Raw genomic sequence first — 20,637 nt, forward strand, 5'->3', positions numbered from 1 at the left:
ATGAGCGATCCACTCGTTATCCACTGGTTCCGCCAGGATCTGCGCCTTGCCGACAACCCGTCGCTCCGCCAGGCAGCGGCAAAAGGCCGCGTGCTGCCGGTCTATATCCTCGACGACGTCAATGCGGGCAGGGCCCGAATGGGCGGCGCGAGCCGCTGGTGGCTGCACCACAGCCTCGCTGCGCTCAACCATGCGCTCCATGGCAAGCTCGCGCTGTTCAAGGGAGATCCCCTTGAAATCATTCCCCGGCTCGTCCGTTCATGCGGCGTAACAGCTGTTCACTGGAACCGCTGTTACGAGCCGTGGAGAATCAGACGGGACGGCCGGCTGAAGGAACGGCTTCGGGAGGAAGGGACAGTCGTTGACAGCTTCAACGGTTCAATGCTCCGGGAACCCTGGGAGGTATACAAAGCGGACGGACTGCCCTACAGGGTGTTCACGCCCTATTTCCGTAAAGGGTGCCTGAACGCGGCGCCGCCCAGGTACCCGCTGCCTGTTCCGGAACGACTCTCCTGTGCCGATCTGCCGCAGGAGAGCCTGTCGCTCGACGAGCTTGGCCTCTTGCCCTGCATTCGCCGGGACATACCGCTTGAACCGCACTGGCATATCGGCGAGAAGGGTGCTGCGGAAAGGTTTGAACTCTTCCTGAAACATGGATTGCCGGGTTATCGCGAAGGACGCGACTACCCTGCCCGTCCGAACGTATCGAGGCTTTCGCCCTCGCTGCACTTTGGCGAAATATCGCCCAACACGGCCTGGTATGCCGCTCAGGAGAACGGAAGCGGGCAGGAGGACCTCGACCACTTCCTCTCCGAACTTGCCTGGCGGGAGTTCTCCTACAGCCTGCTCTACTACAACCCTGAACTTCCTGCCGTTAACCTTGATGCGTCATTCAACCGATTTCCGTGGATCGAAAACCATGAAGCGCTGCTTCGATGGCAGCACGGCATGACCGGATACCCGATAGTGGACGCAGGCATGAGGGAGCTCCGGCAGTCCGGCTATATGCATAACCGGGTACGCATGGTGACGGGATCGTTTCTCGTCAAGAACCTGCTTGTGCACTGGCATGAAGGCGAATCGTGGTTTTGGGACTGCCTTGCAGATGCCGATCTGGCCATCAACAGCGCAAGCTGGCAGTGGGTCGCCGGATGCGGCGCCGATGCCGCCCCTTACTTCCGCATCTTCAATCCGGTAACGCAGGCGCAGAAGTTCGATCCTGACGGGGTTTATCTCCGCCGCTGGCTGCCGGAACTGGCAGCCCTGCCCGATCGCCACCTCTTCGCCCCGTGGGAAGCTCCCGGCAGCGTTCTGCGGGAAAGCGGCATAACGATGGGAAAAACCTATCCGCTGCCGCTGGTCGATCTCAAACTATCGCGGCAACGCGCCCTCGACGCCTATCGCTCGACGAGAACCTGACGTCGCTTCGCGGCCCGCCCCGCATTCATTCTTTTCTTTTCCTCCCTACCGTCACTCGTCACATCTTGCCCTCTTTTCGTCTTTCAACGCCATCGTTGCATAGTTCGGATTTATGAGCGATTGCCTTATTTTAAGCTGAAATAATATGAATGTTATGCGCAATTTCAGGGTTTTGTTTAGCAGGAAAAGAACGTTCACTACTTTTTATTATCTGTAATTCACCTGCCGCATAGCTCGACAAGCTTCGGGTAAACGATATCGATCTGCTGGTTCGGCTGGTTCGGGTCGATGATGTCGTGGCCGAGCTTCAGGGATGCGTCGAACGTAAATGAATCGAGGTTTGCCTGATGCGCTTTCCACTGTTCGACGATCTGCAGGGTGCGTTCGTTGCTGACGGAGGTGTCGTTGGGGTTAAAGACCATGACAATCTTTTTCGAGGCGGGAGCATGCTGCTCCGCTGCCTGCCCGACCACAAAGCCGAGACGAAGGATTTCGGCAAGCGCACGCCTTGAGTAGCGGGGATAGGTGTAGGGTGGCGGAACCTTCTCTTTCAGATCTTCGTCCCACCAGCTCCAGGAATCCGGGAGCACGGAACAGACGTTCATGACCGCGGCGGTCAGCGGAACCGGAATTTCCCTGAAGCCGAACGCGGGAGAGATAATCACGACAAGGTCGATATCGCTGCGATGCTGCGCGGCCCATGCGGTGGTAACGCCTCCGGCGGAGAAGCCGATCATCACAACCCGATCCCCAAGTCCGCGGGCAGTATCGACCATTTCATCGGCCCAGGCAGCCAGTTCGCCGGCTTTCAGTCGGGCCTGATCGGCACTCATCCGATCCGACTTGCCGTGATGCGGCAGCGGCGCTATCAGCACGTTATCGCCAAGCTCGTGAAAGCGCCTGCCCAACTCATGGAACTGCTGCGGACAGCTCGTATAACCGTGCACGAAGATAACGGCACGCTCCGTTTTTTGTCCATGCGTCATAAACTGAAGCGTGCAGAGCGGATGCAGCTCCGCTGCCGCCTCTTTTTCCCGGATGGCGTCGATCCGCCGGAGGGCCTCGTCGTAATCCTCAGCCGGACGGGCATGCGAAAGAAGCTTCGGAAGGTTCCGGGGTTTCATGACGGCATGGAGCGCAACCGCCGCTATTCCTGCAATCAGGAGCAGCATGGCCCGGCGCCGGATTTCCTTCAGGCGTTTTTCCATTAACGGCTTATAAGACGGTTCAACAAGGTTCCCGCAAGGCATCACGTTTGTTTCAGCGACGCTGTCGTTTGCCGGCTATTCGAGAAAAGCCGTCACCTTTTCGAAGAAGAGCTCCGGGTACTGAAACATAAGCCCGTGTCCCGCGTTTTCCACTGCGCATAACTGCGAAAAAGGAATATTTTCGGCCATATAGCTTGCGTTTCGAGGTATCACGAGCCGGTCTTCCGATCCTGTTATGAGCAGCGTCTGCTTATCAAGCAGAGGCAGCCGTTCCGTCGTTCCGCTCCATGAACCGATCGCCTCCGACTGTCTTGCGGTAATCTCTTCAGGAACGCGGCCCATTGGCCGATAAAAGATCTCCTTCAGACGCTGACCGTTGTTTTGCATCCAGCGCTCGGGAAAGAGCACGCCGATATAACGCATACCGCGCTCTTCGGGCGTACCTGAAGCGTCGGTAAGCATCGCGAGCACTTCTGGAGAGGGTGGAAACATCTCCGCATCGCAATGGGCGGCATAGAGCACGAGCTTGCCGACCAGGGAGGGGTGACGAAAAACCAGCTCCTGCGCGATAAGCGAACCCATCGACCAGCCAAGCACATGTGCCTGCCGGATGTTCAGGGCGCGCATGAGGCCGGCCGTATCGTCAGCCATCCGGGCTATCGAATAGCTCTCCGTTCCTGCTCCGGTATCGCCCATGCCTCGATTATCGAAAACAATCACCCTGAAACGCGAAGCGAAAAGCTCGAGAAGGCCGGGTTCCCAGAGGTTCATGGTACTGCCGTACCCCATGATCAAAACAAGCGGATAACCTTCCCCGAAAAAGCGACAGCTCATTACGATGTCATCAACGCTCAGCGAAAGGGTTTCGCCGGATTTTCCAGTGAGGGGCTGGGTGCTATGCATAAGGGAATATTATTGAAATTTTGAGTGTATCGATCCGGATGCAACTTATTCAATTATAAAAATCAATTTCCGGAATTTACGGCACAATAAAACGCTCAAGATGGTCGTAAAAGGAGTCAGCTTCGACGAACCCGACTACCCTGCTGCCGGGAATCTCGCTGCCGGATTGATCGAAGAAGATGAGGGCTGGTGGACCGAAGATGCTGAACCGCTTCATGAGGGCTTTGTCGTCGGGGGTGTTGGCTGTTACGTCGACTTTGAGCAGCGTCATGCGGTCGAGCTGCTTCCGCACTGCGGGATCGCTGAAGGTGAAGTGTTCAAGTTCCTTGCAGGAGACGCACCAGTCGGCGTAGAAGTCGAGCATGACAGGCTTATCTGCCGATGCGAGCGCGGCGTCGAGTTCGGCTTCCGTATGAATTATGGCGAACTTTGCCGGTTCTGTTTCGCCGGATTGCGAGGCGGCTGAACGGGCGCGGAACGGAGAGAGCGGTTCAAGCGGATTGGTGCCTCCGGCGGCGGCTCCGGCAAGCTGGAGGATGCCGATGATGAGCATGGTGAGGCCGAGCGCCTTGCCGAACTTCATGGCGATGGAGGGTTTTTCGGGAAGTGAGTCGAACACGCGCAGAAACACCCCGCAGAGTATGGCGAACGCGCCCCAGAGAAGCAATACCATCGGGCCGGGCAGCACCGGAGATACCATCCAGACGGCGACGGCAATGAGCATGAGCCCGAAGAGGTATTTCACGCCGTTCATCCAGGCTCCGGCTTTCGGCAGCAGTGTGCCGGCGGACAGTCCGACGAGGAGAAGCGGAACGCTCATGCCCATGGCCATGGAGAAGAGCGCGAGCCCGCCGATGACGACGTCGCGGGTCTGGCTGATATAGACCAGGGTGCCGGCAAGCGGAGCGGCCACGCATGGGCCGACGATGAGCGCGGAGAGTGCTCCCATAAGAAAGACGCCGGCAATCTGCCCGCCTTTGAGCCTGCCGCAGGTTTTGGCTATCCCGCTCTGCATGAAACCGGGTATCTGCAGCTGATAGACGTCGAACATCGAAAGTGCGAGCACCACAAGCAGAATCGAAAAAAGTACGAGCACCCATGGCTGCTGCAACGCTCCGGCAAGCCCTTCGCCGGCAAGTCCGGCGGCAATGCCAAGCAGGGTGTAGACCAGCGCCATACCGAGGCTGTAGGCTACGGAAAGCATGAAGCTGCGTCCCCGTCCGTAACAGCCGTCGCCCACGATGATCGACGAGAGAATGGGAATCATCGGCAAAATGCAGGGAGTAAAGGCGAGAAGCAGGCCGAAAAGGAGAAAGACGAAGCTGATTTTCAGGAGGCTTCGGCTTTCGAGCAGGGATTGCGAAAGGGAGAGGTCATTGACGGCTTTTTTTTCCTGGACCGCCGGAACGGCCTCCTTTGCAGGTTCCTCCGTTACGGAAAAACCGCCGAAACCGCTTGTTTGAGGGTCCTCGACGACATCGAGCATTCCGGGTTTTGAGGGGTCGATGGTGAGGGTACGGGTAAACGGGGGGTAACAAAGTCCGTCGTCGGAGCATCCCTGATAGACGACCTGCATGGTGAATGCGCCGGCTGCCTTGACGACAGGCACCTCGATGCGCAGCTTATCGTGGTAGACCTCCATCCGTTCTTTTGTCGATGGATCGGTAACCGGCTCCCCTGCCGGCAGCTCGGGTATGCGCAGTTCGGCCTCTCCGTTCCGGAGAGTTACCTTCAGATAGTCGCGATAGAGTTTATATCCTTCGGCTATCTCCCAGTCGAGCACGACGGAACGCGACGGGGTCAGTTCGGCTTTCAGCCTGAATGCCCGGGCAGGATCGGAAAATGTCGTGGCAACTGCGTTGGAGGTAAAAGAGATCAGGCTCAGAAGCAGCAGTCCGGTTATCGATAACGTACGATGTAACATAGTGTTGCTATACTGACAGAGTTAATGTTGCCGACAGGCATACGCTACCGGGCTGGTTTTTTCAGGGTTTCAAGGATGATGCTTTCGAACTCCTCTTTCGTCCGGGCTCCGGTGATAACTTCGATGAGGCGGCCGTCGCGGTTTATGGCGAAGAGGGTGGGGACGGATCTCACGCCTCCCGGGACTTTTTGACCGAAGCTGTTGCGGATGACCGCATCAGCCATGACGACGGGAAAGTTGATATTGTTCTGCCATATGAAATCCGGCATGGTTTTTTCGTTATCCTGAAAGGCCATGCCGACGAAGGTAAATCCCTGTTTTTCATACTTCTGCTGCAGGGCAACCATGTCGGGAATCTCTTTGCGGCAGTAGGGACACCATGAGCCGAAAAAGTTGACGATATAGCCTTTGCCGGCAAGCGTCCGGCTCGATATTGAAGAACCCTGAACGCTTTTTGCCGAAAATTCCGGCGCAAGCGGGGCTTTTATGGCTGTGTTCTGAACGGGTTTTGCGGCTTCGGCATCATGCGCGGGCAGAGCAGGCGTCGTTATGGCCAAAGCGGCGGCAATGAGGATCGGGCGTATTGGTTGCATCATGCGGTTGTATCTCTTTATCGAGCTATTTATTTAAACTTCTGCGTATTAATACATAACCCCGAAGGTTTTATTCTTCAAAGGGGGGCGGGTTTTCTTACCCGCCATTGGGTTTGCTGAGGCGCACCGCCGCTGTTTTACGGGGGTGAACGACGTACCGGCATGAAAGGCGAACAGGAATGTCCGCCCTCCGTTAGTTTCGGTTTACCTGGGTTTCCGGTTCTTTTATGACGTTTGGCACTCCGACCGCACCGGTATAGAATACTACGAGTTTTGCGGTTTCCTGGCCGGGATTGTAGCCGTTGTGCGCTCTGTCTACCATTTCGACGATGGCGTCGCCTTTACGGAACAGATTGGTTTTTCCGTCTTCCATCTCCACGGCAAGCTCCCCTTCGAGCATGTATGCGTAAACCGGCACCGGGTGGCTGTGCCAACCGGTCGATCCGCCGGGGGGTACATCGACTACAAGCACGGTGACTTCCGCATCGTCCGTCCGCAGATAACGCACTTTTTTTCCATCGCTTGTTTTTCCGGTAACGAGCACCTTTCGTACCGTGACGTTCTGATACTCTTCGGCTTGCAGCCGCTCGCAAGGGCTCAATAACAACAGCAGCATGGCAACGAAAAGCGGCATGCGCTTCGCCCTGCATATCCGGATGGAGACCTGCAGGGCAACTGAGTGATCGGTCATAAACGTTTTATAATGAGGGTTCTGAAAATGCTTATGACAAGGTACGGGGATGTTTCGTCAATGACAACAGCGCAATTCAAAAAACAGGTTATTGCCCGGCCGTCCCCCGCCTGATTCGTCGAGAAGCGCGGGACGGCCTGCATGACGCCTCATGCGTCATCTGCCGATCATGGTTTCGAGCATTTCGCGCAACTGTTTCATCTCGATACCATTCTTTTCGGCAATGGTCTTCATGGTCATGGAGGCTTCGGCTTCGACTCCTTTCTGGCGGAGGGCAAGCTGCAGCGAGGTCGGCGATACCGATGCGCTGTCGGCTATTTCCTGCAGGGTTTTACGCCCGAACCCCTCGGCGGGCAGCCGGGTTTTCCCCTGCTGTGCCGGAGCGATATGCTGGTAGAGTTTTTCGGCTGTCGTCCCGTTTGCGACGGCGATATCTCCAAGGGTCTCCTCAATCGAACCGACGGTGAATCCGGCTTTTTCAAGTCTGGCTTTCAGGGTGTCGGCATCTCCTCCGAGACCAGGCTGTCGGGCAAGTTCGACGAGCGACATGGTTTCGGCATGGGGTACCGGAGGCTGCGATTCCCTCTGTTCCCAAGATGCCGAGACGTCGTTGCCGAAATCGATAATCGCCTGGAAGGGCTGGATTGCATAAAAGGTGCCGAACCCGAACAACAGCGCAAGCAGCAGGCTTGAGAACAGTTCCGCGGGACTTTTGAGCCCCTGGGCGGTTTTCGTTTTCAGGTAGGACAGAAACGCTTTCCAGTTAATGAAAAAGAGGTGGAATATCGAAAGAACGGCAAAAGCGAAGCCGAAAATAACATGCTGATTGTTCCAACCTGTTTTTGTAAGGCCGAGCATGCGCCAGTCGGTCCAGTTCGCTACCCGTCCCGGCGGGGAGATATAGAGAATCACCCCTGAAACCAGCAGCATCAGAAACGAAAGAAGAAGCCCGAAACTGATGAATATGCGCCAACTGAACCTGATTTTCATAACGATCTCCGGTTTACTGGTTCATGATCCCTCTTTTCCCGCCGCCAAGTCCCCTGCCGCCGCCGATCGAAGGGTTATACTGATCCCAGAACCAGGAGGCTACGGCCTTGAGTTCGGCATCCGTGAGCGGAATGGCCGGCATGAGCCCGAAACGCGATACGGCATTCGCATCGATGGCTTTGTCTTTGTCGGGTTTCTTCAGAAAGGCGGCCATGTAAGCTACGCCTTCGGCTTTTGTCTGGAATTTCTGGCGGTACCTGTTGGCAAGAGGAATAACCGGAGGAGCCGATTTCGGAGGAGGATTGATGGAGTGGCAGACGCTGCAGTTGCGATCGAATACCTCCCTGCCGTCAGGGATTTTTGCCGTTGCATCCGAAGACGCAAGACCGGAAGCGATGCCGAACAGCATTGACAGGTACAAAACATTTTTCATCATCGATCTCCTGATATAATTGATTGTGACGCATCCTTTCCCCCCTGTTATTACAGACGCCGATTATAAACATTACTTGCGGTTTGTTTTCCTGAATCAGCCGTATTGCCTGCTATAGCATGTTGAGCTATTTGCTTCTGCTGCGATCGTCACATAAACAAACAACGGAATTTGTCAACAAATTTCACTCCGGCGGTTTGCCCTCATAGACGCCCGGTCCGGAAAGGCGGCTTCGGCCGTCGGATACCGGGTGAACGCGAATGCGGGCGGCTATGCGCTCGCGGATAGCCGGAACATGCGAGATGATGCCGATGATTTTACCCTTCTGCTGCAAGGCGGAGAGTGTCTGCAGGGCGGTATCGAGCGCTTCTTCGTCGAGCGTGCCGAATCCTTCGTCGAGAAAGAGCGAATCGATCCTGACGTTGCGGCTCGACATCTGCGACAGGCCGAGCGCAAGCGCAAGGCTCACGATAAAGCTTTCTCCGCCGGAAAGGTTTTTTGTGGAACGCACTTCTCCTGCCTGCCAGGTATCGATGACGTTCAGGCCGAGAGGGTGCTCCCGCGACCGTACGAGCAGGTAGCGGTCGGTCATGGCGGCAAGCTGGCGGTTGGCGTGGCCGATCATGATTTCGAAGGTGAGTCCCTGGGCAAAGTTGCGGAATTTCCTGCCGTCTGCCGACCCGATAAGTGAATCGAGTGCCGACCATCGCGCGTATTCGGCCTGGCGGGAGACAAGCTCTTCCGTTTTTTCGCGGAACAGCTCAGCCGCCCGGTCATGCTCCTGCAGGCGCAATTTCAGCGAAGCGATTGCCGGACGCAGGGCGGCGATCCCGGCGGAAAGCCTGTCGAGATCATCGTGCAGCGACTCCTGCGATTGCAGGGTAAGCGCGCGCGCCTCTTCCCGCTGCAGTTTGCCTCGGCGTTCGGTCTGCAGGGTCTCAAGCTCGATACGGCGTGCGGCGAGCGCATCGGCCTGCTTCTCAAGCGTTTGCAGTTCTTCCCTGCCGAGCCTGGCGGCAACGAACCGGTCAAATCGCGAAAACCCTTTCGAAGCCAGCTCCCGAAGCAGATGCTCGAGTAAGGTTTCGATCTCCAGCATCCGTCGATCCGAAGAGTCGGCAAGCATGGCAAGGCGGGCAGAGAGATCGCTTGTCTCATGCAGGGTAGCATCCTTCAGGGAACGAGCCTCTTCGAGAAGCGCTTCGGCCTGCATGCATGCGGCTGAACAGCGCCGTTCCTCGTCGTCCGGCTTCTTTTCTCCGAAGAGCTCCCGTCTCAGGACCCGGAGGGCGAGGTATGTCTCCTTACCAGTCGCGTACTGACGCTCACGATCGGCAAGCTCGGCGGTTATGGCGTTCCGCTGCTCCCGCTGAACCCGTATCGTACCGGCCAGCACCTCGAGAGCGCGCGATGCGGCGAGCTTACGCTCTTCGGTCTGCCGCCACATATCCCGACGGGTATTGAGCTGCCGCAGCATTTCGCTATAAGAAATTATCGATCCCGGCTTGAAACCGTAGACCGAAACCTGCTGCTGCAGCGACGTCGTCAGGGCGGTCGTTTTCTCCGATGCGATAAGAACGGATTGCTCCGCATGTGCGAGCGCGCTCCTCTCGTTTTTCAGGGCATAATCGGCCGCATCCAGCCTGCGGGCGGCCTCGTTGAGCTGCAGCTGCAACCGGCGTTCCTGCTCTTCGGCAATGCCCTTCTGCTCATGCAGCCGCTCGGCCCCGGCAAGGGTGTCGCGGCGCTTCTGGAATGCGGTTCGCGCCGAGGAAAGCAGACCGGCAACCTCTTCCTGAACCGGTTCTCCCTCGATTCCGAGTCCCGGAGCGATTTTGCGGCATGCCAGCCATGCTTCATCGAGAGCGGTCTGCAGATTTCGGATATCCTGTTCGTGGTGTGCCAGGTCGCGTTCCCTGCCTGCTATCTCGACATGCAGCGCATTGATCTGCTTAAGGGTTTGCTGAAGCGTCGTTCTCGCATTGCGGAGCCTGTCTGCATCGCCGGCATCCGGCGGCACTCCGGAAGCAAAAGGGTGGTGAGAAGATCCGCAGAGCGGGCAGGGGTTTCCGTCCTGCAGCATAGAGCGCTCCTCTTCGAGCGAACGGATTTTCAGCTGCAGTTCGGCTTCCCGTTCGAGACCTTCGATAATCCGCTCCTCATTGCGTTGAACCAGTAGGAGCTTATCGAGCTCTTCGCGGGCATACGAGTTCGCAGCGGCAGCATCACTTGCCTGCTCCTGGATCGAGGCGCGTTGCTGCGAGGTATGTTCGATTGCCGCAAGCCGCTCCGAAAGCGTTTCAATATCCCGTATCCTTTCCTGCAGTCCCTCGACGTCCCGACGCAGAAGCGGAATATCGGTTCCTCCGCCGATGGCATCGAGATCATCGGCAAGCTTGCGTCGCTCGCAACGGACAACATCGAGAGCGGCGATCAGCCGTTCGGTTTCCGGCTGCAGGTTCCGAAACGAGGTTTCGGCCTCTCCGAGTTTTTTTTTGGCTTCTTCGAGCTGCTGCCGAGCATTGCGTTCGACCGCAAGCTGTTCGTCGAGCTGCCGTATGCCCGCCCCGATGCCGCTGAGCGAAGCTGTCAGGTCGCCGTCTGGCGCATTGGCGGCAAGATATACTTCTGAGCTCTCCCGGGCCTCACGCTCCTGCTCCGAGGCTTTCTCATGACGGGCAATTGCGGCGTCAAGTTCCTTGAGCCTGTCGCGGAGATCCTGTATGGCAGCGCCAAGTTCATGACAATAATCGCGCTTTGCCGTCAATTCGCGATCGATATCCCTCACCTTGCAAACGATCCCGGCGAGCGCTTTTTCCTCGCTTCTCGTCGTCAGCAGATGCTGCTCCGCATGAAAAAATTGCCGCGAGCTCTCCTCGAGCATGGTTTTTGCCTGCTCCAGAGCTGCACGGCAGAGGGTTTTTTCGGCGAGTTCCCGCTCCTGCAGTTCCTGCAGCTGCAGAAGCGCCGCATATGCCGGCTCGAACAACGCTGCGCGGCGGGCAAGCTCCAGCCGATCCCGATCGGGTCGAAAATGGTTCTCGCGGCTTGCGAGATCTCCGAAATCCTCTTCCATGCCCGCCAGTTCGATCTGCATGGCGGCAATCTGTTCTTTCCAGCGAAGGGCGTTTTCGGCGTCGCTCTGCCGTCGGAATATAGCGCTCTCTTCCATCTCTTTCTGACGCAGCTCCTCATGAAGGCGCGCAAGCTCATCCTCTCCCGGCAAACGAATGCCTGCGCATGCAGACCGCAGAGCTTCAAGCTTCTCCTGCTCAAGGCGATTGCGTTCATGCGCTTTTATGGATATTTCCGAATAAATCGCCGTGCCGGTAATCTGCTCGAGCACGGGAGCACGTTCGTCGGGCGGAGCCTGCAGAAAAGCCGCAAAGCTTCCCTGCGCCAGCAGCATAGAGCGCGTGAACTGCCCGAAATCCATCCCCGTCAGCTTTTCGACCGCGGCAAGGGTATCCTGCAGCTTCGATTCGATGATTCTGCCGGTTTCGGCTTCTGAAATTTCGTGTTTCTGGTTCTGCAGCTCTCCGGAGGGACTCCTGTGAGCCCTGTGCTGCGACCAGTGGCAGCGGTATCGGCCGGCTCCGGTCTCAAATACCACCTCCGAAAAACATTCGCCGCTCTGACGCGACATGATTTCGTTCGCGCTTTTCGTTATCCTGCCGAGCCTTGGCGTCTGCCCGTACAGGGCCAGGGAAACCGCGTCGAGCAGGGTTGTCTTGCCGGAACCGGTCGGACCGGTAATGGCGAAAATGCCGTCGGAGACATACTCGGGAGCGGTAAAATCCACACGCCATTCGCCGGTAAGCGAGTTGAGGTTCTTAAAGCGTAATGAAAGGATCTTCATGGTCTTTATGCAGCTCGCCTCACCCGTTCACGTGCGCATGCCCTCCGGCAGACTTGTCTTTGCCTTTCGAAAGATGAAGTCGAACCAGAATACTGTATATCGTAAGCAATGCATTTATGCTGCCGACAATCACAAACGGGGCCTTGGGGCTGATGGAATCGAACATGCGTCCGGACACGGCCGCGATGATCAGAATACCGATGGCGCCGCTGATATTGAAGGCCCCGATCACCGAGCCACGCGTCGCACGGGGCGCTTCCTGCCCGATAAGCGACTGGGCGCTGAGAAAAACGCTGATCTGGCCTATTCCGAGCAGGATAAGTACCACATAGGTGAGAGCGGGAATAGTGCCCTCTGCGGAAAACGGGCTGTCCAGCACAATAACCGAAAGGTTGCCGATCATGGCCAGGGCCATGCATAACGCGAGCGCCGTGACCCGGTTCATGCGGTCCATGACGGAGCCGATCACCGGCGCCCAGAGCAGGGCTGCAACCTGGGTAATGATGAAAATCAGCGTGCCCTTCCTGAACGCTTCGCCCGAATCCATCCCGACCGCCAAACCGGCCATGATGCCCCACAGGCTGAGAAATGTGCCGTTTATTGACTGGTCTCCGCGCGCGATGAAGGCTGCAGAGTATGAAAGCAGGATCCTGGGGTTCCTGGCCGCCGTAAAACCGCTGGTGAACAGCTCGCGGAGCGACGGACGTTCCTCATAGCGCACAGGCAGTCCGCTCTTGAGCCCGAATGCGCAGACGCCGGCAGAAACCAGAGCGACTGCCGCAATCACGAAATGGGTAATAAACCCCGCGTCGACCTTGGCGAAACCCTTCATGACGAGCTGTTCGGGCATGGAGCCGAAAAACTGGTTGGTGATAACGATACCAAGACCGTTGAGCAGGCCGATTACTGCGACCATCTTGCCCCGGGATCTTTCTGCCGGATAATCGACCAGCACCGTCGAGAGCGCTCCGGCAATAGTGACGATTGCAAGGGCATAGACGATCCTGATGAGCATCATGTCGTTGACCGAACGGGAGAACGGATAGAGCACATAGGTCAGGGCAATGAGCACAAACCCGGCAATATAGACCGGCTTTCGCCCGATACGGTCCATGAGGATGCCTGCGGGGATAAAGAGCAGCAGCGTTATGATTTCCGTCCATAATACCAGGTCTCCGCTGATGGCCCCCTGTTCGGAGACGGGTATGCCAAGATGGACGTTGAGAATGTAGGTCTGTCCGATCGAAAGAAAGGTGATCATGCCGATGGAGAAAAACGCGGCGAAGAAAAACGCATAGACGTTTGAGGGCTTTATTGAGGGGGCGAGTTCGATTGGCCCCAGTTTGTCAGGGCTGTTCTGGGATTGCATGCATGTGTGAAACTGGTTAATAAAAAGAAAAACCCGGATTGTCGCATCTCTCGATCGGAGAGATGCGGAGAGAAGGAAAATATAAAATACAATCGCATACCCTTGCATGCGTATCGCATATTTGCAAAAGCATTTTCCTATATTTGCTGATTACCTGTATACCTTTGACGCCAGATCATGAAGCGCCCGATCCAACAGAGAAAACCGGAATGGCTTAAACAGCGACTTCTGGCCGGCGAACAGTTTGCCGGAACCCGCAAGCTTCTTGACGACCTCAGGCTCAATACGGTCTGCCGTTCGGCAAAGTGCCCGAACCTGCAGGAGTGCTGGTCGAAAGGTACGGCTACGTTCATGCTGCTCGGCAGCGTCTGCACGAGAAACTGCCGATTCTGCGCGGTCAACAAAACCGAAGGGCCTCTGATGCCGGATCCGCATGAACCCGATTCTATTGCGCTTGCAGTAAAAACAATGCGGCTCCGACATGCGGTTCTGACAAGCGTCAACCGCGACGACCTGCCCGATGGAGGATCCGCGCACTGGGTAGCCGTCATTTCGGCCATCAGGAACGCCAATCCCGGCGTCAGCATCGAGTGCCTCATTCCCGATTTCGACGGCGTTGAAGAACATGCCGACAGAGTATTCACGGAACGTCCCGAAGTGCTGAACCATAATATCGAAACCGTGCCGTCGCTCTATGCAAAAGTCCGCCCGCAGGCCGATTACCGACGTTCTCTCGGATTGCTTGAGCGGGCTAAACGCGATTTCCGGCTCTGCACCAAATCGGGCATGATGGTCGGCATGGGAGAGACCTTCGAAGAGGTCCGCCATTCGCTTGCCGATCTTGCTGATACCGGCTGCGATATCGTTACGATCGGCCAGTACCTGCAGCCGGGCGAAGCCTATCTGCCGGTCGCGCGTTATGTGGTGCCGGATGAGTTCGAGGCATACCGGAGCGAGGCGGTCTCACTCGGGTTCAGGCATGTGCTCTCGGGGCCTTTTGTCCGAAGTTCCTATCACGCCGGCGAAGTGGCCGATGCCGACAGGATTTCCGTCGATTCCTTTCGCCTTCAACCAATAACACCTTAAAACCGATTGTTTATTATGGAATTGACAGTACCCGCCAAAATCTTCACCTACTGGTTCATCGCAGTCGTCATCGGGCTTCTCTTCTTCAGAAAGGAGACCTTCAGTTACAACATGAATTTCGATCTGCGGCGCAAGATACTGCTTGCCGCATCCCTGGTGATCGTCATGCTCAACGCCTATATCTATACCAATTCAACCTACGACGGGGGCAGACAACTCGATATCGCCTCGGTACTGGTCTTTACCTTCGGCAACGGCATCGCCGAGACCTTCATGTTTTACTTTTTCTTTGTGATGGGTGAAAAACTCGCCGCGATGGTCACCAGAAACCCCTGGCTGCTCTTTGCTTCGGGTATGCTGTTTTTCATGGTTTACAGCGGGTTCATCCATGCGCTTTTCTGGCTCGACATGCTGCCTGAACACGTCAACCAGGCCAGCCCGTTCAAGCCGCTTTTCATGCCGACACAACTCCTGATTGCCGGCAGCTGGGCCCTGAGCTTTTTCTGGTATCGCGACCTGCCTTCAGTTTTCGCGCTGCATGCCCTCGTCGACCTTACCATGATTCTTAACGTGAAGTTTTCGCTTTTTGCATGAATTTCCGAACCTGAAATCAGCCATGATACCGAAGTATTCCGGGACTGTGCTTGTGGCCGGTGCGACCGGACGCACCGGTCAGCAGATCGTCATAAACCTCCAGCGGCGCGGCATATCATACCGGCTGTTCGTACGTTCTGCCGAAAAGGCCCGCAGCCTGTTCGGTAATGACGTGGAAGGACGAATTGTTGCCGGTTCAGCTGAAAACCCCGACGATATCCGCCGTGCCGTTGAAGGTATTGATGCCGTCATCTGCGCCATAGGAGGCGCGGTTACCGATCCTGAAGCGCCGCCTCCATCGGCTATTGATCGCGACGCGATAATCAGGCTTGCCTCTATGGCGAAGCAGAGCGGAGCAAAACAGTTTATCCTTATCAGTTCGCTTGCCGTCACCAAACCTGACCATCCCCTGAACAAATACGGTCGGGTACTCGATATGAAACTCGAAGGCGAAAACGGCATCCGAAAACTGTTTAAGGACGAAGGTCATACTTATACCATCATAAGGCCGGGCGGACTGCTTGACGGACCGCCCATGCAACACAGGCTGCTGCTCGATACCGGCGACCGGATAACCGGTTTGATAGACAGAAGCGACGTTGCGGAGATTGCGGTTCTCGCGCTTATTGTTCCTGCTGCAAGAAACCGCACATTCGAACTTATCCGGCAGGATGAAGCTCCACAGGACTCACTTGATCATTATTTCGATCTGCTTTTATAACGCACATCCGACCATCTCTTTCCCGGAGATAACCAGACGAACATAAACCGGTGCCAGGGTACGCTTTCAGCAAAGCGAAACATGAAGCAGATCCGGATGTAAACCAATTGCCAGGCAATCTTTTTTCAGCGAATCCGCCAGGGATATACCCTTGACGTTCGTTATCTATGCCTTAACGTTATCGATATCCTTCCGCCCGATAAATACGCCATAACCATACAATTCCTTGGCGTAAAATCGGCACATAATCCGCTTTCACACTCTTATTCATACCGCATTTTATCAAGCAGAACAAGCACCGGAATCGTTTTTTTTCACGGAGAATGAAATCCATTACAACATAAACCACAAAGAAGATATTCACACATATAAAGCCAGATATTACAGGATTAATTTTATGTTATAAACACCATAAACACACCAAAATCTTATCTTTAATAATTTTTTTACTGCTTATTATTTTTATATTTCCATATAATCAATACTCACATTCAGCATAATAGATTTTATCTTTATCACCCCATAAAAAAGACTTCAAGCTTTTTAAGTAAAACACTTATTTTATTTTATTAAAATTACATATACACCATTATCTCAACTTTTTCTATGGCTCCTGGATCAAATTACACTATATGCATAACAAGAAGGATGGAGATCGTTATATCGCCACTATAATAACTGATAAACCGGTATCAGTGCATGATACTTTATTCAGCGGACAAACATTCAGATGGGTCATGTATCGTGGTCGTGATCCTTATTATATATCGGTAATACACGGATCTCCGGTAATCATAAAACCAATGAATACGTTGTGCGTATCTGTCTATTCCGATACATATGAATTAGGGGGATTAGAGCTGGGCAAATGGGCAGAATATTACCTGAGTCTTGATATAAATGAACAGGTTGTTATGGAGCCTGTATTCCGTTTTCTGCACAGGGATATAGCGCTTTCAATACAGGATTTCTACGGACTGAAAGTCCTCCGTCAGGACCCTTTTGAAACAGCAGTAACATTTATGTGCGCACAGGGAATCGGCATGCCGATTATCCGGCGTCAGATCGGGGAGATCTGCAGGGTTTTCGGCGATCCTGTTTCGTTTACCTTCGAAGGAATCCGGCACACGAACTATGCTTTTCCTTCGCCTGAAAGGATTGCTTCCGCTCATTCCGAAGATCTCCGGATATGCACGAACAACAACTGCAGGAGAGCCGTTAACATCCGAAAGATGGCGGGGGCAGTAGCTTCCGGCGAACTGGATTTCCGGAAACTCGCTTCTCCGGATCGGTCTCTGGACAGCATTCGGGATGAATTATGCCGATATGACGGAATCGGCCCTAAAATCGCCGACTGCATTGCCCTTTTCGGGCTTGGCCGGTTCGATGCGTTTCCAATCGACACGCATGTCCGTCAGTACCTGCACGATTGGTTCGGCCTCAAAAGGGCTGCGATGCCGTTGACCGTAAAAAATTATATGGAACTGCAGCGGGAAATCCGCTCTGTCATCAACCCCGAACTGGCTGGATACGCCGGACATCTGCTCTTCCACTGCTGGAGAAGGAGGGTGAAGGGACTCAATACGGCATAGGAGCCGGCATGTCGGGGTCCGGTCAGTGAGACAGCTTCACACGTAACAGGAGCAAGACCGGCAACCTATTTTTCTTATGCGACAACTTTTTTCTCAGAAGGTAATTCAATACCTTAGAAAACAATTATCTAACACGTTTTATAACCTGTCCGGAACACAAGCGGAAAGCCAAGAAAAGAATGCTGAAAATTTTTGAAAAAATATTCGGTTCAAAACACGATAAAGATATTAAAAAACTCCAGCCGATCGTCCAGAGCATCAATGAACTGCAGCGCTCTTTCGAGTCCCTGTCGGATGATCAGCTGAAAGCGAAGGGTGTGGAAATCCGCAACAAGGTTCGCGGCGCGCTCCAGCCGTTCGAGGAAAAGAAAAGAGAATTATACTCCGCTCTCGGAGATCCCGATATCGATCTCGATAAGGCCGACAGTATCAACGACGAGCTCGAAAGCCTCTCACAGGAGTATGAAAAGACGACGGCTTCGGTGCTCGACGAGATTCTTCCGGAAACGTTCGCGCTGGTCAAAGATACCTGCCGACGCCTTAAAGGCTATACGTATATCGTCATGGGTCACGAAATGATCTGGGACATGGTGCCCTACGACGTGCAATTGATCGGCGGCATGGTGCTGCATTCGGGCAAAATATCCGAAATGGCGACCGGCGAAGGAAAAACCCTTGTATCGACTCTGCCCGTTTTCCTGAATGCACTTACAGGACGCGGTGTTCATGTGGTAACGGTGAACGACTACCTGGCACAGCGCGACAAGGAGTGGATGTCGCCGGTTTTCGAATTTCACGGCCTGAGCGTCGGCGTCATCCTCAATTCCATGCATCCTTTCGAAAGAAAGCAGCAGTACCTTTGCGATATCACTTACGGCACGAATAACGAATTCGGATTCGACTACCTTCGCGACAATATGGCCGGCACCATGGATGAAATGGTGCATCGCGATTTTTATTTCGCAATCGTCGATGAAGTTGACAGCGTACTCATCGACGAGGCAAGAACGCCGCTTATCATTTCCGGACCGGTGCCCAACGCCGACAACAGCAAGTTCCAGGAAATCAAACCATGGATCGAACATCTTGTGCGGACGCAGCAGCAGCTTGTCGCCTCCTGCCTTTCGCAGGCGGAATCCGCTCTCAGGACAAAACCGGGTGATTTCGACGCCGGCCTGGCCCTGCTGCGCGTCAAGCGCGGCCAGCCTAAAAACAGCCGGTTCATCAAGATGCTCTCTCAGCAGGGAATGGCTAAACTGGTGCAGAGTACGGAAAACGAGTTTCTGAAGGATAATGCAAGCCGCATGCATGAAGTTGACGACGAATTGTACTTCGCCGTTGACGAAAAAGCCGGCACTATCGACCTCACCGACAAAGGACGGGATTTTCTGAGCAAGCTGAGCCATCAGGACCGGGATCTTTTCCTTCTTCCTGACGTCGGTTCTGAAATCGCGTCCATCGAGAGCGATACTTCGCTCTCCCCTGCCGATAAAGTCAAGCAGAAGGATGCCGTCTACCGGCTTTTCGCCGACCGTTCGGAGCGTCTGCATAATATCAGTCAGCTTCTTAAAGCTTATTCGCTTTTCGAACGAGACGACGAATATGTGGTGCAGGAAGGCAAAGTGATGATTGTCGATGAGTTCACCGGACGAATCCTGCCGGGCCGTCGTTACAGCGACGGACTGCATCAGGCGATAGAGGCCAAGGAAAACGTCAAGATCGAAGGCGAAACGCAGACCATGGCCACCATCACCATCCAGAACTTCTTCCGCCTTTACAAAAAGCTGGCCGGCATGACCGGTACGGCCGAAACCGAGGCATCCGAGTTCTACGAAATATACAAACTCGATGTTGTGGTTATCCCCACCAATAAACCGGTGGTACGCAGGGATATGGACGATCTTGTCTACAAGACCCGCAGGGAAAAATACAACGCCATAGTCTCAAAAGTCGAGGAGCTGCAGAAAAAGGGCCAACCCGTGCTCGTCGGTACGGCCAGCGTGGAGGTTTCGGAAACACTGTCGAGAATGCTTCGCGCCAAACGCATCGCGCACAGCGTGCTTAACGCAAAACAGAATGCCCGTGAAGCCGAAATCGTGGCAGCTGCGGGCCAGAAAAGCGCGGTTACCATTGCGACGAACATGGCCGGACGCGGTACAGACATCAAGCTCGGGCATGGAGTGCGGGAACTTGGAGGGCTCTTCATTCTCGGTTCCGAACGGCACGAATCACGCCGAATCGACCGTCAGCTGCGAGGACGTGCCGGTCGCCAGGGCGATCCGGGCGAATCGGTATTTTTCGTTTCGCTCGAAGATGAGCTCATGCGCCTGTTCGGCTCCAACCGGGTGATTTCGGTAATGGACCGACTCGGTCATGAGGAGGGCGACGTGATCGAGCACTCCATGATCACCAAATCCATCGAACGCGCACAGAAAAAGGTTGAGGAACAGAACTTCGCTATCCGGAAACGGCTGCTCGAATACGATGATGTGCTGAACCAGCAGCGCGACGTCATCTATACAAGAAGGAAAAACGGCCTGCAGAAAGATCGCCTTTCGAGCGACATCTTCGATCTGCTTCGGGATTACTGTGACATGGTGGTACGCAAATACGATAAAGCATTCGATGCTGAAGAACTTGAAGAACGGTTGCTCCGGGAACTGTCGGTCGAGTTCCGTCCGGAAAGCGACCTGTTCGACCGTGAAGGAGCCAAAGGAATAGCCGACAGGCTCTATGAGACCGCTCTGGGCTTTTACCGGCGCAAGGAAGAGGATATTCCGGAAGAGATCATGGCGCAAATCGAAAAATATGCCGTGCTGAGCGTTATCGATAAAAAATGGCGCGAACATCTCAGGGAGATCGACTCTCTCAGGGAGGGCATCAATCTTCGGGCTTACGGCCAGAAGGATCCTCTTCTGGAATACAAACAGGAGGCGTACCGTCTTTTTGTCGGATTGCTGCAAGAAATCGAACTTGAAACCCTTTCGCTTGCATTCAAGCTGTTTCCGGTGAATCCCGATGAGGCCAGGGAGATTGAAGCCCGGCAGAAAAAGGAGGCTCTGCGGCAGGAAAAACTCGTAGCCCGCCACCAGGAAGCCGAAAGCGTCTACAAACATGCCGGCGAAAGCGATGCCGAACAGGGGGAAACACAGCAGCAGCCGGTAAAGGCGGAGCCGAAAACCGGCCGCAACGACCTCTGCCCCTGCGGCAGCGGAAAAAAATACAAAAACTGTCACGGGCAGCAGCCCTGACGCC

15 protein-coding genes are annotated in these 20,637 nt (G+C 54.9%); 6 read left to right on the forward strand and 9 right to left on the reverse strand.

The window, feature by feature from the left end; all coding sequences use genetic code 11:
- Complete coding sequence (locus K4305_RS11385; RefSeq protein ID WP_331562582.1) at positions 1-1,419, forward strand: cryptochrome/photolyase family protein; 1,419 nt, start codon at positions 1-3, stop codon at positions 1,417-1,419.
- Between the two features lie 218 nt (positions 1,420-1,637).
- Here K4305_RS11385 and K4305_RS11390 read toward each other — a convergent pair whose 3' ends face one another.
- The 9 genes from K4305_RS11390 to K4305_RS11430 all read right to left on the reverse strand — a co-directional run bounded on the left by K4305_RS11390 (position 1,638) and on the right by K4305_RS11430 (position 13,389).
- Positions 1,638-2,627, reverse strand: a complete 990-nt coding sequence (locus tag K4305_RS11390; protein WP_331562583.1) for an alpha/beta hydrolase — start codon at positions 2,625-2,627, stop codon at positions 1,638-1,640.
- A gap of 75 nt (positions 2,628-2,702) precedes the next feature.
- Complete coding sequence (locus K4305_RS11395) at positions 2,703-3,530, reverse strand: alpha/beta fold hydrolase (RefSeq protein WP_331562584.1); 828 nt, start codon at positions 3,528-3,530, stop codon at positions 2,703-2,705.
- A gap of 76 nt (positions 3,531-3,606) precedes the next feature.
- Positions 3,607-5,454, reverse strand: coding sequence for a protein-disulfide reductase DsbD (dsbD, locus tag K4305_RS11400; RefSeq protein ID WP_331562585.1), 1,848 nt, complete (start codon positions 5,452-5,454; stop codon positions 3,607-3,609).
- A gap of 44 nt (positions 5,455-5,498) precedes the next feature.
- A complete protein-coding gene (locus K4305_RS11405) occupies positions 5,499-6,050 on the reverse strand; it encodes a TlpA family protein disulfide reductase (RefSeq protein ID WP_331562586.1) in 552 nt (183 codons plus the stop codon).
- A 190-nt stretch (positions 6,051-6,240) separates the two neighbouring features.
- Positions 6,241-6,738 carry a cupin domain-containing protein gene (locus tag K4305_RS11410; RefSeq protein ID WP_331562588.1) on the reverse strand — a complete coding sequence of 166 codons (498 nt, stop codon included), beginning with the start codon at positions 6,736-6,738 and terminating at the stop codon, positions 6,241-6,243.
- Positions 6,739-6,894: 156 nt separating this feature from the next.
- Positions 6,895-7,728: a DUF4405 domain-containing protein gene (locus tag K4305_RS11415; protein ID WP_331562589.1), complete on the reverse strand. Its 834-nt coding sequence runs from the start codon at positions 7,726-7,728 to the stop codon at positions 6,895-6,897.
- A gap of 13 nt (positions 7,729-7,741) precedes the next feature.
- Entirely contained in the window at positions 7,742-8,161 is a 420-nt protein-coding gene (locus K4305_RS11420) for a c-type cytochrome (protein WP_331562732.1), read from the reverse strand.
- 184 nt (positions 8,162-8,345) lie between these two features.
- Positions 8,346-12,020 (reverse strand): AAA family ATPase, encoded by a 3,675-nt coding sequence (locus tag K4305_RS11425; protein ID WP_331562590.1) that lies wholly within the window; start codon positions 12,018-12,020, stop codon positions 8,346-8,348.
- Between the two features lie 19 nt (positions 12,021-12,039).
- Positions 12,040-13,389: an MFS transporter gene (locus K4305_RS11430; protein WP_331562591.1), complete on the reverse strand. Its 1,350-nt coding sequence runs from the start codon at positions 13,387-13,389 to the stop codon at positions 12,040-12,042.
- A gap of 177 nt (positions 13,390-13,566) precedes the next feature.
- Here K4305_RS11430 and lipA point away from each other — a divergent pair, with 177 nt between their 5' ends.
- From lipA to secA, 5 genes are all read left to right on the forward strand, one after another.
- Positions 13,567-14,475 (forward strand): lipoyl synthase, encoded by a 909-nt coding sequence (lipA, locus tag K4305_RS11435; protein WP_331562592.1) that lies wholly within the window; start codon positions 13,567-13,569, stop codon positions 14,473-14,475.
- Between the two features lie 15 nt (positions 14,476-14,490).
- Entirely contained in the window at positions 14,491-15,069 is a 579-nt protein-coding gene (locus K4305_RS11440) for a hypothetical protein (protein WP_331562593.1), read from the forward strand.
- A gap of 22 nt (positions 15,070-15,091) precedes the next feature.
- Positions 15,092-15,790, forward strand: coding sequence for an SDR family oxidoreductase (locus K4305_RS11445; protein ID WP_331562594.1), 699 nt, complete (start codon positions 15,092-15,094; stop codon positions 15,788-15,790).
- Positions 15,791-16,422: 632 nt separating this feature from the next.
- Entirely contained in the window at positions 16,423-17,382 is a 960-nt protein-coding gene (locus K4305_RS11450; protein ID WP_331562595.1) for a DNA-3-methyladenine glycosylase family protein, read from the forward strand.
- Positions 17,383-17,561: 179 nt separating this feature from the next.
- Positions 17,562-20,633 (forward strand): preprotein translocase subunit SecA, encoded by a 3,072-nt coding sequence (secA, locus tag K4305_RS11455; RefSeq protein ID WP_331562596.1) that lies wholly within the window; start codon positions 17,562-17,564, stop codon positions 20,631-20,633.
- Positions 20,634-20,637: the final 4 nt, after the last annotated feature.

The organism is Chlorobium sp., assembly GCF_036528655.1.
In the GTDB taxonomy this organism is placed as follows: domain Bacteria; phylum Bacteroidota; class Chlorobiia; order Chlorobiales; family Chlorobiaceae; genus Chlorobium.